Annotated in this window: 11 protein-coding genes; 4 read left to right on the top strand and 7 right to left on the bottom strand. The window is 69.9% G+C overall.

Annotated elements, in window-relative coordinates:
• Nucleotides 1-90: 90 nt before the first annotated feature.
• The 5 genes from RY94_RS00475 to RY94_RS00455 all read right to left on the bottom strand — a co-directional run bounded on the left by RY94_RS00475 (nt 91) and on the right by RY94_RS00455 (nt 6,637).
• Entirely contained in the window at nt 91-2,010 is a 1,920-nt protein-coding gene (locus tag RY94_RS00475) for a DEAD/DEAH box helicase (RefSeq protein WP_043440486.1), read from the bottom strand.
• A gap of 336 nt (nt 2,011-2,346) precedes the next feature.
• On the bottom strand, nt 2,347-3,003 hold the full coding sequence (locus tag RY94_RS00470; RefSeq protein ID WP_043440483.1) for an MOSC domain-containing protein: 657 nt from the start codon (nt 3,001-3,003) through the stop codon (nt 2,347-2,349).
• A 66-nt stretch (nt 3,004-3,069) separates the two neighbouring features.
• Nucleotides 3,070-3,744 (bottom strand): response regulator, encoded by a 675-nt coding sequence (locus RY94_RS00465; protein WP_043440482.1) that lies wholly within the window; start codon nt 3,742-3,744, stop codon nt 3,070-3,072.
• Complete coding sequence (locus tag RY94_RS00460) at nt 3,741-5,285, bottom strand: ATP-binding protein (RefSeq protein ID WP_052273770.1); 1,545 nt, start codon at nt 5,283-5,285, stop codon at nt 3,741-3,743. Before RY94_RS00460 ends, RY94_RS00465 begins: the two co-directional genes overlap by 4 nt.
• Entirely contained in the window at nt 5,285-6,637 is a 1,353-nt protein-coding gene (locus tag RY94_RS00455; RefSeq protein WP_197060556.1) for a glycosyltransferase 87 family protein, read from the bottom strand. Before RY94_RS00455 ends, RY94_RS00460 begins: the two co-directional genes overlap by 1 nt.
• Before the next feature lie 142 nt (nt 6,638-6,779).
• Here RY94_RS00455 and RY94_RS00450 point away from each other — a divergent pair, with 142 nt between their 5' ends.
• From RY94_RS00450 to RY94_RS00440, 3 genes are all read left to right on the top strand, one after another.
• The gene (locus RY94_RS00450) at nt 6,780-7,979 is read left to right on the top strand and encodes an amidohydrolase (RefSeq protein ID WP_043440480.1); all 1,200 of its coding nucleotides are present in this window, start codon (nt 6,780-6,782) and stop codon (nt 7,977-7,979) included.
• A gap of 8 nt (nt 7,980-7,987) precedes the next feature.
• Nucleotides 7,988-8,404 (top strand): hypothetical protein, encoded by a 417-nt coding sequence (locus RY94_RS00445; RefSeq protein WP_043440477.1) that lies wholly within the window; start codon nt 7,988-7,990, stop codon nt 8,402-8,404.
• A 298-nt stretch (nt 8,405-8,702) separates the two neighbouring features.
• Nucleotides 8,703-10,274 (top strand): LTA synthase family protein, encoded by a 1,572-nt coding sequence (locus RY94_RS00440; RefSeq protein WP_043441209.1) that lies wholly within the window; start codon nt 8,703-8,705, stop codon nt 10,272-10,274.
• A 94-nt stretch (nt 10,275-10,368) separates the two neighbouring features.
• On the opposite strand, the gene RY94_RS00435 is transcribed toward RY94_RS00440, so the two are convergent.
• Nucleotides 10,369-11,532, bottom strand: a complete 1,164-nt coding sequence (locus RY94_RS00435; protein ID WP_043440474.1) for a cystathionine gamma-synthase — start codon at nt 11,530-11,532, stop codon at nt 10,369-10,371.
• A 20-nt stretch (nt 11,533-11,552) separates the two neighbouring features.
• Nucleotides 11,553-12,929 (bottom strand): cystathionine beta-synthase, encoded by a 1,377-nt coding sequence (locus tag RY94_RS00430; RefSeq protein ID WP_043441207.1) that lies wholly within the window; start codon nt 12,927-12,929, stop codon nt 11,553-11,555.
• Nucleotides 12,930-13,082: 153 nt separating this feature from the next.
• On the opposite strand from RY94_RS00430, the gene RY94_RS00425 reads away from it, so the two are divergent.
• Complete coding sequence (locus RY94_RS00425) at nt 13,083-14,159, top strand: tartrate dehydrogenase (RefSeq protein ID WP_043440472.1); 1,077 nt, start codon at nt 13,083-13,085, stop codon at nt 14,157-14,159.
• The last annotated feature ends 65 nt before the right edge of the window (nt 14,160-14,224 follow it).

Below are 14,224 nucleotides of genomic sequence, written 5' to 3'. Positions count from 1 at the left end.
GCGAAATCGGCGGCCACCCCGATCGGTGGACACCGGATTCCGCATCGGACCCGTGCGGGCACGGGTCCGATGGGGTCCGTCAGCGAGGCCCTACCACTGCTCGGACTGCGTGCTGGGGCGTCCTGCCCCGGCGCCGGCGCCCTTGGCCTGGCGTGGCTTGCGGTTGGCGTCGCCCGAGAAACGGGTGTCCCCGTCGCGCTTGGGGTAGTCCTTCTTGAAGGGCTTCTTGAACTCGCCCGCACCACGGTTGCCGGCGGGCTTGCGGCCCTTGTCGAGCTCGAGGTGGATCAGCTCGCCGCCGATGCGCGTCTTGGAGAGCGCCCGCAGCTGGTCCTTCGAGAGATCGGCCGGCAGTTCCACGAGGCTGTGGTCCGCACGGATGTCGATGCCACCGATCTGCGAGGAGGACAGGCCGCCCTCGTTCGCGATGGCCCCGACGATCGAGCCCGGCATCACGCGCTGGCGACGGCCCACCGCGATGCGGTAGGTGGCGTTGCCCTCGGTGAGCGTGCGGGTCGGCCCACGGGACCCGAAGGCGTCCTTGCGGCCGTCGGCGCGCTCGCGCTGGCCGGCAGGAGCCACCGGGATGTCCTGGACCAGGACGGGCTGGCCGCCCTGCGCCATGATGGCGAGGGCCGCGGCGATCTCGGCGGCAGGCACGTCGTGCTCGATCTCGTAGTTCGCGATCAGGTCGCGGAACAGCGAGACGTCCTCGGTGGCCAGCGTCGTGGTGATCTTCTCCGCGAACTTGTTCAGGCGCAGCTCGTTGATCTTCTCCGTGGAGGGCAGCTGCATCTGCTCGACCGGCTGGCGCGTGGCCTTCTCGATCGAACGGAGCAGGTACTTCTCACGGGGGGTGATGAAGAGGATCGCGTCGCCCGAACGGCCTGCACGGCCGGTGCGGCCGATGCGGTGCACGTAGGACTCGGTGTCGTGCGGGATGTCGTAGTTCACGACGAGCGAGATGCGCTCCACGTCGAGGCCACGGGCGGCGACGTCCGTGGCGACGAGGATGTCGATCTTGCCGTCGCGCAGCGCCTCGACGGTGCGCTCACGCTGCTGCTGGGGGATGTCTCCGTTGATGGCTGCGGCCGAGAAGCCCCGTGAACGCAACTTGTCCGCCAGGTCTTCGGTCGCCATCTTGGTGCGGACGAAGGCGATGATGCCGTCGTAGTCCTCCACCTCGAGGATGCGGGTCATCGCGTCCAGCTTGTGCGGGCCCATGACCTGCAGGAAGCGCTGACGCGTGTTGGTGCCCGTCGTCGTCTTGCCCTTGACCGAGATCTCGGCGGGGTCGTTCAGGTACTTCTTGGCGATGCGGCGGATGGCCGGGGGCATCGTCGCGGAGAACAGGGCAACCTGCTTCTCGGCCGGGGTGGAGGAGAGGATCTGCTCCACGTCCTCGGCGAAGCCCATGCGCAGCATCTCGTCGGCCTCGTCGAGCACCACGTACTCGAGGTTGGACAGATCGAGCGAGCCCTTGGAGATGTGGTCGATGACGCGCCCGGGGGTGCCGACGACGACCTGCGCGCCGCGGCGGAGCCCGGCCAGCTGGGGCCCGTAGGGCGATCCGCCGTAGACGGGGAGGACGGTGAAGCCCTCCATGTGCTTGGCGTAGGAGGTGAAGGCCTCCGCGACCTGCAGCGCGAGTTCGCGGGTCGGTGCGAGGACCAGGACCTGCGTGTTCTTGCTCGGGCCGCCGTTGACGTCGGCGAGCTCGGCCATCTTCGACAGCGCGGGGATGGCGAACGCGGCGGTCTTGCCGGTGCCGGTCTGGGCGAGGCCGACGACGTCGCGGCCCTCGAGCAGGGCGGGGATGGTCGCTGCCTGGATCGGTGAGGGCTTCTCGTAGCCGACGTCGGTCAGGGCGGCGAGGACGCGGTGGTCCAGGTTCAGGTCGGTGAAGCGGACCTCGGCGGCGTCGTCCTCGGCCGGCGCGGCGGGAGCCGTCGCGGTCTCGTCGGTGACGGGAGTGGAGTCGGTGATCTGTTCGGACAGGTTTTCAGGCACGGGAAATAATCCTCCAGGTAGGTGCCGGACGGCCCTGGCAGGATGGAGCCCGCAGTGCCGAATGAACGTAGGAATCCGGCACTGTTTCAATCCCGGCGCCGAACTCCGGTCACACGGTTCTCTCTGCTCTCTCAGCAGTGACGTGTGACGTTTCTTCTAGCCGGCGCTCCCTGATGAATCTGCTCGCGAGCCTGTGCTCCGAGCCCCAACACAACCAATCCGGCCCGAGAGGGCGGACATAAAGGGAATACCGGTGTGGGGGATGTTCCCAGTCTACGGCACACCCGCGTCGCCCCGAGCCAGAAGGGCGACGGCGGCCGGGTGACGTTCGGCACGTCAGGCCGGCGCCGCGACCTTCAGGGCGTGCAGGGCGGCCTTGCGCACCTGCGGGGTGAGCGTCAGGGTTCCCCCGGCTGCGGCATCGAGGAGCGCCAGGGCGCGTGTCCCGTCGAGGCCGGCGTAGACCTGGGCTGCCGTGACGCCGTGGTCCGGCACGCTGTCGATCCGGATCGCATCTCCGGCCGTGATGCTGCCCTTCACCACCACGCGCAAGTAGGTCCCCACGCGGTTGGCCTCGCTGAAGCGCTTCACCCAGGACTTCTCCCCGAGGTACCGCGCGAAGTTCACGCACGGCGTCCGGGGCATCGTGACCTCGAGGACCACCTGCTCCCCCACGCTCCAGCGTTCCCCGATGACCGCGTTGGAGGCGTCGACCCCGGCGACGCGGAGATTCTCGCCGAAGAGGCCGGGGGTGACGTCCCGCCCCAGTTGCGCAGCCCAGAAGTCGGCGTCCTCCTGAGAGTAGGCGTAGAGGGCCTTCGTGGGCCCGCCGTGATGCTTGCGGCTGGCCTGGATGTCCCCCGTGAGTCCCAGCGGGTGGACGTCCACGGGCCCGACGACGGCCCGTTTGTCGATCGCGGTGACGCCCGTGGAGTCCCTCGTGGGCAGGAGTCCGTGGACGCGGCATACCGCGAGGAGGGTACCGGAGGTCATGGCCACCATCCTAGGTCGCGTCCCGGGTCACTCCGGGACCACCGGCGGACACGGCGCTCACGGCGCTCACGGCTCGAACCGGTATCCCATCCCGCTCTCCGTCAGGAAGTAGCGGGGCGTACCGGGGTCCGGCTCGAGCTTCTTGCGCAGCTGCGCCAGGTACACGCGGAGGTACTGCACGTCCTTCGCGTAGGCCGGACCCCAGACGTCCAGGAGCAGCTGCTGCTGCGACACGAGCCGGCCGGGATGACTGATCAGCCGGTCGACGATCTTCCACTCGGTGGGCGTCAGCCGGACGTCCTTGCCGTCCCTGACCACGCGGCGCGCACCGGCGTCGAGGGTGAAGTCGGGGGTCACGATGACCGGGGCCTCCGCCGCGATCGCCGACCGCCGGGCCGCCACGCGGAGCCGGGCCAGCAGTTCGTCGAGGCCGAAGGGCTTCGTCACGTAGTCGTCGGCGCCCGCGTCGAGCGCGTCCACCTTGTCCTGCGACCCGTGCCGCGCCGACAGCACGATGATGTGGACCTGCGACCACCCGCGGATCCGCCGGATGACGTCCACGCCGTCGAGGTCCGGCAGCCCCAGGTCCAGCACGATGATGTCCGGGTGGTGCTCGGCGGCGGCGGCGAGCGCGGTCTCGCCGTCGACGGCCGTCACGCACTGGTAGCCGTAGGCGCGGAGGTTGATCTCGAGCGCCCGGAGGAGCTGCGGTTCGTCGTCGACCACCAGCACGCGCGTCACAGCTCCGCCGCCCCCGTCGAGATGGGCAGGCGGATCACGAGCGTCAGGCCGCCGCCCGGCGTCTGTTCGGCGTCGAGCACGCCGCCCATCACCTCGGTGAAACCCTTCGCGACCGCGAGCCCGAGCCCCACGCCGGCACCCGACGGCGCGTCGTCGAGGCGCTGGAACGGACGGAACATGGCGGCGACGTCGTCCCGTGACACGCCGCGCCCGTGGTCGATCACGCGCAGCTCGCTGGCGGGGAAACCGTTGATGAGCGCCCTGCCGGTCCCGCCGACCGACGCCGTCACCTCGATGGGCGACCCCGGAGCGTACTTCACCGCGTTCTCCACGATGTTGGCGAGCACGCGCTCCAGCAGTCCCGGATCCGCCTCGATCGCGGGGAGGTTCGGCGGGATGGCGACGTGCACGCGGTCCGCGGGGACCCCCGCGAGGGCGGGCCCCACGACGTCGACCCACCGGAGCGGGCGCAGCAGCGCGTTCACGGCGTCGCCGGTGATGCGCGACATGTCGAGGAGGTTGTTCACGAGTGCGTCCAGCCGGTCGGAGTAGTCCTCGATCGTCTCGAGCAGCTCGTCCTCCTCCTCCCGGGTGAAGCTGAGCTCGGAGTGCCGGAGGCTGCTGACCGCCAGTTTGATGCCGGTCAGGGGCGTGCGGAGGTCGTGGGACACCGATCGCAGGATCGCCGTGCGCATGACATTGCCCTCGATCAGCCGCCGGTTGGTGCGCGTACTCCTGATCAGTTCCTGCCGCTGGAGCATGGACCGCAGCTGCCCGGCGAACGCGGTGAGGAGGCCGCGCTCGCGCGCCGACAGCTGGTGGCCGTAGAGGGCCAGCGTGACGTCGCCGTCCACCGGCTCGACGGTGGTCGCCGCCTCCGGTGTCCAGGCGTCCGCTCCGCCGCGCCCGTCCCGCGCGGCGCCGCGCTGGTCCGGCTCCGGGTCGGGGGCGTCGCGGACCGCCAGCGCCGTCCGCTCCATGCCGGGACTTGTCGTGGCGTCAGGGTCCCCGGAGGCGTCGGTCGGGGCCGCTGCCCGGCCGAACAGGGCGACGGCGTCGACGTCGAACTGGGTCTGGACGTGCCGCAGGAAGCCCTGCAGCGTGTCCTCCTCCGCGAGCGCGCCGCGGGCCAGTGCCCCGAGCAGCGCCGCTTCCTGCTGGGCCAGCGCCGCCTCGCGGGATCGCTGCGCGGACAGCCCCACCACGAGGGAGACGGTCACCGCGACGGCGATGAAGATCAGCACCGTGGCGAGGTTCTCGGCGTCCGAGATCTCGAGGGATCCGAACGGCTCGGTGGACGTGTAGTTCAGGATGATGCTGCTCCACAGCGCGCCCAGGAGGGCCGGCCAGAGGCCGCCGATCAGCGCGACGGCGATGACGCAGGCGAGCTGGAAGAGGACATCGACCGCGAGCAGGGAACCGCCCGCCCTGAACACGGCCGCCTCGAGCAGCGGGGGCAGGACCAGCGCGACGGCGCATGCGGCGACGAGGCGCGGGCGCCCGACGGGGGCCGCGAGGGTACGCCGCGCCGCCGGTGCCATCAGTGGTGCGTGGGGTTCGGGACGGCGTCGTCGGCCGGGGGTGCGGGGTGGTCCGCCCCGCGCGCGGTCCAGGCCTCGGTCCTGCCGCGCCCGCCGCCCGATGCTGACGCATCCAGGGACGGCCGGGCGCGGGACAGGAGGACCCAGAAGACCGTGATCGCGAGCGCGCAGACCACGCCGGCGCTGGAGGCCATGAGCCAGCCCGTGGTGAGCTGCGAGTCGAGGTCCTCGGCCCCGAACAGCAGGCCGATCGTCTTCGGCGAGTAGATGAAGACGAGGAGGGTCACGACGAAGAGGATCGCCGCCGTCGTCCGGTAGGCCGACAGGGCTGGAGGGAGCCCGGCCGCCTGCCCGGCGAGGACCGCGAGCACGACGACGATCCAGACCCAGTGGTGGGACCACGAGATCGGCGAGATGAGGAGCATGAGCAGCGAGGTCATCGCGATCGGCAGGAAACGGTCACCGTGGCGTCTCGAGGAGCGGATGACGTACGCGGTCGCGGCGACGAGCAGGAGGGAGACGATCAGCCACGGGATGGTGGAGGGGAAGTCGGGGCCCAGGAAGTGGAGGATGGTCCCGCGGACCGAGAGGTTGTCCACGTACCCCTCGCCACCGATGCGCCCGGTGTCCCGCAGCATCTGCAGCCAGTAGGTCATGGATTCGCCCGGCAGGAGGAGGAACCCGACGGCGATGGTCCCGAAGAAGCCGCCCGCCATGGTGAACAGCTGCTTCCATTCGCCGCGGACGAGGAAGTACAGGCCGAAAACCAGCGGCGTCAGCTTGATGCCGGCCGCGATGCCGGTGAGCAGGCCGGTCGGCAGGCGGCGGTGCGGCCCCGAGAGGAGGTCGGCGGCGATCATGGCGAACAGCACGATGTTGACCTGCGAGAACGCCATCGTCTCCCGCCACGGCCCCAGCAGGCACACGAGGCCGGTCCCGGCGATCGCCAGCGGCAGGGCGGTCGGGTGGCGGAGTACGTCGCGGACGGCTCTGAAGCCGCCGAGGTAGCGGGTGATGAGCAGCGACGTCGCGGCCGCGATGAGGACGGACAGGGCGACGAAGAGCACGGCCCCGGTCTCCGCGGTCACCAGCGTGAGGACGGTGAAGACGAGCGCGGCGAACGGCGGATACGTGAAGAGCAGGGATCCTTCGCCCTCGCCGAAGGAGCGCGAATACAGCGACCCGTCGGCGTCGACCACGGACTGCCCGCCCATGCGGTACACGCGGAAGTCGAGGCCGATGAAGTCCGCCCAGGCGAAGGCCCAGGCCGCCAGTGCCCCGGACACCACCACTGCGGCCACCAGGCCCAGCGCCCGGTTCCTCGCCGACACTGGAGCACTGCGCTGGCTCATTCTTCTCCTCCGAGGGATCGGGTGCTGGACCGGTCCGGGAAGCCCGACGAACGGCTCATCCAGTGTAGGCACGCCCCGGCGGGCCGCCCGCGTGCCGATAGGGTGGAAATCACCCGACCCCCTGTGAAAGGTCTCACTCCCGATGTCGCACACCAGCGGAAACACCGCCCCCGTCACGGCCATCACCAACGCGCACGTCGTCCCGATCGACGGCGAACCCTTCGACGGCACCGTCGTCGTCGAGGGCGGCCGCATCACGGCCCTCGGCGCGTCCGTCTCCGTGCCCGACGGCGCGACCGTCGTCGACGCGGCCGGCAAGTGGCTGCTGCCCGGCTTCGTCGATGCCCACGTGCACCTGGGGACGCATGAGGAGGGCGAGGGCTCCGCGGGCGACGACACCAATGAGATGACCAACCCGAACACCGCCGGCGTCCGCGCGATCGACGCCATCAACCCCTTCGACCCGGGGTTCGACGACGCCCTCGCGGGCGGTGTGACCACCGTGAACGTGAACCCGGGGTCCGGCAACCCGATCGGCGGGCTCGCCGTCGCCCTCCACACGCACGGCCGGTACCTCGAGGAGATGGTGCTGCGCTCCCCCAGCGGCCTGAAGTCGGCGCTGGGCGAGAACCCCAAGCGTGTGTACGGCGGCAAGGACAAGACGCCGTCGACGCGCCTCGGCACCGCGCTCGTCATCCGCGAGGCGTTCATGAAGGCCCAGAACTACATGGGCAAGGCCGACGAGAACGCACGCGACCCGCACCTCGAGGCGCTCGCCATGGTGCTGCGGCGCGAGATCCCATGGCGCCAGCACGCCCACAGGGCCGACGACATCGCCACCGCGATCAGGATCGCCGACGAGTTCGGGTACGACCTCGTGCTGGACCACGGCACCGAGGCCCACCTGCTCGGCGACATCCTGGCGGAGCGCGGGACCCCCGTGCTGATCGGACCCCTCTTCACCACGAAGTCCAAGGTGGAACTGCGCGGGCGTTCGATCGCCAACCCGGGCAAGCTCGCGAAGGCCGGCGTGGAGATCTCGATCATCACCGACCACCCGGTCATCCCGATCAACTTCCTCGTGCACCAGGCGACGCTGGCCATCAAGGAGGGCCTCGACCGCGAGACGGCCCTGCGCTCCATCACGATCAACCCGGCGAAGGTCCTCGGACTGGCCGACCGTCTCGGCTCGCTCGCCGTGGGCAAGGACGCGGACCTGGTGCTGTGGAGCGGCGACCCGCTCGACGTCATGCAGCGCGCCCTGCAGGTCTGGATCGGTGGCACGGAGGTCTACTCCTACGACACCGGGACCCGCACCGGCACCGTCGCGCCGCGGGGCTAGGACGTCCCGTGGCGAAGCCCCTGCCGCCCCGGCCGTTCACCCTGCGCGCCGCCGTCGTGCTGTGGCTCGTGATCGCGGTCCTGCTGCTCATCGCTGCGGGCACCTTCATCACGTCGTCCGCGGTGCAGGACGGCGACCGCGCCGGGTTCATCGGCCTCGGCGCACTGTTCGGGGCACTCGCCGTCCTGCAGCTGCTCCTCCTGGTCCCGCTGCGCCGGGGCAGGAGGAGCGCCCGCGAGCTGCTGAGCACCATCGGCATCATCGCGGGCGTCCCGATCGTGGTCCGTGGAACGCCCGGACTGTCGCTGGTCGCGGGGGCGATGCTGGTCGCCGTCCTGCTCATGTGGCTGCCGCAGAGCAGCGACTACTTCCAGCTGACGCAGCCCAAGGCCAGGAAGCGCCTCCGGCTGCCGGGGTCCCGCTAGCCACAAACGGCCCACCCGCCGTGGTTCCCGGTTCTCCCGTTCGGCACCCGTGTCCTGGATGACACGCCGGGCATCTGCTGCATCGCCGCCTCCTCGCCGGGAACGACGACGGGCCCCCCCGCGAGGACGCCGCACCGGCCCGTTGAAACTGGGAAAACCATGTGAACGGTCCGCTACCTACAGGTGAACTGCTGTTGAACGGGTAGCGTATCGATACTAGGATTTTCTGGACCCGTGACCGGGTGCAATGTCAAGGGTGTACGGCGAACACGCGGGCATCTGGAACGCGAGGTGGCGTATGTCTGACCCGATTCTTCACGTGGCCCGACGGGTCGGTGTCGTCGTGGCACGCGTCCTGCTCTACCTCGTGCTCTGGGCAGGGCTCGCGCTGCTCTTCGCCGCCGTCGGCATCCGTTTCCAGTGGGGCGAGATCTCCGTCAACCAGATGCTCCTCAACCTCGTCTCCGTGGAGACCGACGGCGGGGGCGGGTCGCTCGTCTGGACCGGTATCCTCGTGGTCGGCGTCCTGCCCCTGCTCATCACCGGCGGCGTCGCGCTGTGGCAGCACTCCCGCCGCAGCAGCCGGCAGGAGAACCTGCGCAGTGACGACGCCCGTCCTCGACGCTCCTCGTGGGTCGGGCGCACCGTCTCCACGGTCCTGGTCGCCGCGGTGGTCGTCGGCGGCACCACCGCCTTCGGCAGCGCGGTGGGGATGCGTGAGTACATCAAGGCGGCGAATTCCGAGTACGACCTCGGCGAGTACCACGTGGACCCGATCGTCACCAGCGATGAGCAGAAGCGCAACCTGGTGCTGATCTACCTGGAGTCGGGCGAAGCCACCCTCGCCGACGATCAGCTCTTCGAGAAGGACGCCTTCGCGTCCCTGAAGGACGCCACGGAGGCCGCGGACGGCTGGCGGAGCATCGACGATCTCCAGCAGTACAGGGGTGGAGGCTGGACCATGGCCGGCCTCGCCTCGACCCAGTGCGGCTTCCCGCTGAAGGGCGGCGGCCCTGCGGGGAGCAGCGGCTCCCCCAACGAGCTCGGCAACGACGTCGACTCCTATCTGGGCGGAGCGACCTGCCTCGGCGACGTCCTGGAGGAGCACGGGTACACGAGCGTCTTCCTGGGCGGCGCCAATGCCTCCTTCGCGGCGAAGGAGACGTTCCTCCGCAGCCACGGCTACTCCGCGGTGAAGGACCTCGCCCACTGGCGCGCAGCCGGTGAGCCCGTGACGAGTTTCCGCAGCGACTGGGGCCTGAGCGATCAGCGCCTCCTGGCCCGCGCCAGGGAGGAGATCGATGCGCTGCACGCCGGGGCGGAGGCGACCGGTGAACCGTTCAACCTCTCCGTCCTGACGCTGGACACCCACGAGCCGGTGCACGTCTACGACTACTGCCCGGTGGATACGCAGAACGAGCTCACCTCCGTGTTCGCCTGCTCCATGACCGAGGTGGCTGGGTTCGTGGAGTACATGGAGGAGAAGGGTTACCTCGAGGACACCGCCGTGGTGATCATGGGCGACCACCTCAAGCACATGAATGCGAGCGACGACTTCCACGAGCAGCTGGACGACCATCCCAACCGCACCATCTTCAACCGGATCTGGGTACCGGGCACCACGGGCGATGCCGGGGACGGCGCGCTCCGCCCAGGCGTGGACCAGCTGAACCTGTACCCGACCGTCCTGGAGGCGGCCGGCCTGACCCTGAAGGACCGGCAGGCGGGACTCGGGGTGTCCGCCTTCACCGCGACCGTCCCGGATGGTTCGGCGCAGGCCATGGAGCCCGGACCCTACGGGGACCTGCTGGACTCGCGCTCCGCGGACTTCTACGTGGAGGCCTGGGCCACCGAGGACGCCGCTCCGTAACACCGGCGGCACCGCAGGACGAGCGTGCAGGACCAGACCCCGGACATGCGGAAGGCCCCTTCCGGAGAAGGGGCCTTCCGCATGTCCGCGCGGGCTAGCGGAGGGTTGCGATGGCCTGCTCGAGGTCGCCGAGCAGGTCCTCGATGTCCTCGATGCCGACCGACAGCCGGATGAGGTTCTCGGGCACGGCCAGTTCGGTGCCCTTCACCGAGGCGTGCGTCATGTCGCTCGGGTAGTTCATGAGCGACTCGATCCCGCCCAGGGACTCCGCGAGCGTGAACACGTGCGTGGACTCGGCCACCTTCTTCGCGGCCTCCGCCCCACCCGTGAAGGTCACGGAGATCATGCCGCCGAAGTCCTTCATCTGGGCCGCGGCGAGGTCATGGCCGGGGTGCTCCGGCAGCCCGGGGTAGAACACGCGCTCCACCTCGTCCTGCTCCTGCAGCCAGCGGGCGATCGCCGTCGCGTTCGAGGAATGGCGGTCCATGCGGATGCCGAGGGTCTTGAGGCCACGCGTGGTCAGCCAGGCCTCCATCGGTGCGGACACGGCACCGACGGCGAACTGCACGAACCCGATCTTCTCGGCGAGCGCGTCGTCGTTCACCACGACGGCCCCGCCACTGGCGTCGGAGTGCCCGCCGATGTACTTGGTGGTCGAATGCACGACGACGTCGGCCCCGAACACGAGCGGCTGCTGCAGGTACGGCGAGGCGAACGTGTTGTCGACGACGAGCAGGGCGCCGGCCTCGTGCGCGAGCTGGGCCGTGGCGGCGATGTCGGTGATCTTCATCATCGGGTTCGACGGCGTCTCGACCCAGACCATCTTCGTGTTGTTCGCGGCGATCGCGGCCTGGACGGCAGCGCCGTCCGCCATGTCCACGGCGGTGTTCGTGATGCCCCACTCGGACAGGACGCGGTCGATCAGGCGGTAGGTGCCGCCGTACGCGTCGTTGCCCAGCACGATGTGGTCACCCGGACGGAGCGCGGCACGGATCAGGGCGTCCTCGGCGGCGAGGCCCGAGGAGAAGCTGAAGGCGTGCCTGCCCCCTTCCAGCGCCGCGATCTGCACCTGCAGCGCGTCCCGGGTGGGGTTGGTGCCGCGGCCGTACTCGTAGCCGTTGCGCAGCTGGCCGATGCCGTCCTGTGCGAACGTGGTGGTCTGGTACAGGGGCGGGATCACCGCTCCGGTGGTGGGATCGGGGGTCTGGCCTGCGTGGATGGCCCGGGTGTTGAAGCCCTGGGCGTCAGAGTGCGTCACGATGCTCCTGAAGTTCGGGGTTACTTGCTCATGTATGTCAGCAAGTCATGGCGCGTCAGAATTCCCACCGGCGCGCCGACGAAGGTCACCATCAGCGTGTCGCTGTCCTGGAGCCTCTCGCGGGCCGTCCCCACGGATTCGAGGGACCCGATGAGGGGCAGCTTCGGCTCCATGTGCTGCGAGATCTTGTCCGTCAGCTTCGCCTCGCCGTGGAAGATCTTCGCCGTCAGGGACCGCTCGTCGATCGAGCCCAGGACCTCGCCCATCTTCACCGGAGGCTCCTGGGACAGCACAGGGATGCTGGACACGCCGTACTCGTCCATGATCGAGATGACATCGCGGACCGTCTCGGCGGGGTGCGTGTGCACGAGCTCCGGCATGGCGCCGCTCTTGGAGCGCAGCACCTCCCCGACGCTCGTGTCCTCGCCGCTGTCCATGAAGCCGTAGGACTTCATCCAGTCGTCGTTGAAGATCTTGCCCAGATAGCCGCGGCCGCCATCGGGCAGGAGGACCACCACGACGTCGTCCTCCGACAGGTCCTTCGCGACACGCAGCGCAGCGACCACCGCCATGCCGCAGGACCCGCCGACCAGCAGGCCCTCCTCGCGCGCGAGGCGCCGGGTCATCTCGAAGCTCTCGGCGTCGGTGACGCCGAGGATCTCGTCCGGGACCGAGGGGTCGTAGGAGTCCGGCCACATGTCCTCGCCGACCCCCTCGACGAAGTAGGGGCGGCCGGTGCCGCCGGAGTAGATGGAACCGTCCGGGTCCGCACCGATGATGCGGACGGGACCGCCCTCGCGGTCGGCGGAGACCTCCTTGAGGTACCGGCCCGTACCGGTGATGGTGCCGCCGGTGCCGACGCCGGTGACGAAGTGCGTCAGGGTGCCGTCGGTGTCGTTCCAGATCTCGGGCCCGGTGGTCTCGTAGTGGCTGAGCGGACCGTTGGGGTTGGAGAACTGGTCCGGCTTGTACGCGCCGGGGATCTCGCGGACCAGGCGGTCGGAGACGCCGTAGTAGGACTGCGGGCTGTCGGGGGCCACGGCGGTCGGCGTGACCACCACCTCCGCGCCGTACGCCTTCAGGACGTTGCGCTTGTCCTCGCCCACCTTGTCGGGGACGACGAACACGCACTTGTAGCCGCGCTGCTGGGCGACGAGGGCGAGACCGACGCCGGTGTTGCCGGAGGTCGGTTCGACGATGGTGCCGCCGGGCTTGATCTTGCCCTCGGCCTCCGCGGCGTCGATGATCTTCGCCGCGATGCGGTCCTTCACCGACCCGCCGGGGTTGAGGTATTCGACCTTCGCGAGAACGGTTGCTTTGATGCCGTCGGTGACGGAGTTGAGCCTGACGAGCGGGGTGTTGCCGATCAGGTCGACGATGGAATTGGCGTACTTCATGACCACAACGCTACCGGCTGGCTCCCCCAACCCCCGCGCCGCCGTTACGCCGCAGGACGTTCCGACACCCGCGTACCGCACGGCGCGCCGGCCGCCCGACGCCTGAGCCTAGGGTGGGAGGGACAGCACAGCGCCGACGAAGGAGACCCGGACATGACCAGGACGTACAGGATCGCGGTCATCGCGGGGGACGGCATCGGCAAGGAGGTCATGCCGGAGGGACTGAGGGCCCTCCGTGCGGCGGCCGACCGGTTCGGCTTCACGGTCGACGCCGTGGAGTTCGACTACGCCAGCGCCGAGTACTACGTGGCGCACGGGCAGATGCTCCCCGACGGCTGGTTCGAGGAACTGCGCACCTTCGACGCCATCTTCTTCGGCGCGGTCGGCTGGCCCGACGTGGTGCCCGACCACGTCTCCCTGTGGGGCAGCCTGCTGCAGTTCCGGCGCCACTTCGACCAGTACGTGAACCTGCGCCCGGTCCGCCTGCTGCCCGGGATCACCAGCCCCCTCGCCGGACGGAGGCCGGGCGACGTCGACTTCTACGTGGTCCGCGAGAACACCGAGGGTGAGTACTCGAGCGTGGGCGGCCGGATGTTCGAGGGGACGGACCGCGAGACGGTCATCCAGGACACGGTGATGACCCGCACGGGCGTGGACCGGATCCTCCGGTACGCGTTCGAGCTCGCGCAGCGGCGCGGGAAGAAGCACCTGACGTCCGCGACCAAGAGCAACGGCATCTCGATCACCATGCCCTACTGGGACGAGCGCGTGGAGGCGATGGCGGCGGACTACGGGGACGTCCGCGTGGACAAGTTCCACATCGACATCCTGTGCGCCAACTTCGTGCTGCACCCGGACTGGTTCGACGTGGTCGTGGCCAGCAACCTCTTCGGCGACATCCTCTCCGACCTCGGGCCGGCCTGCACCGGCACCATCGGCGTGGCCCCCAGCGGCAACATCAACCCCGACCGCACGTTCCCCAGCCTCTTCGAACCCGTGCACGGCTCCGCCCCCGACATCGCGGGCCAGGGCATCGCCAACCCGGTGGGCCAGATCTGGAGCGCGTCGATGATGCTCGAGCACCTCGGGGAGGCGGACGCCGCGGCGTGCGTCCTCTCCGCGATCGAGTCGGTGCTCGCCACGGGTGGGGATACGCTCACGCGGGACCTGGGCGGGACCGGGACGACGGCGTCGCTCGGCGACACGATCGCCCGCACCGTCGCGGGCTGAACCGGCCGTCCACGCCGCGGCCGGTTCAGCCCCGGCGTCCCCGACGCGCCTCGCCGCCGCGCGCC

Source organism: Arthrobacter sp. L77 (assembly GCF_000816565.1).
In the GTDB taxonomy this organism is placed as follows: Bacteria; Actinomycetota; Actinomycetes; order Actinomycetales; family Micrococcaceae; genus Arthrobacter_D; species Arthrobacter_D antioxidans.
This window is presented reverse-complemented; position numbering and strand designations above follow the sequence as displayed.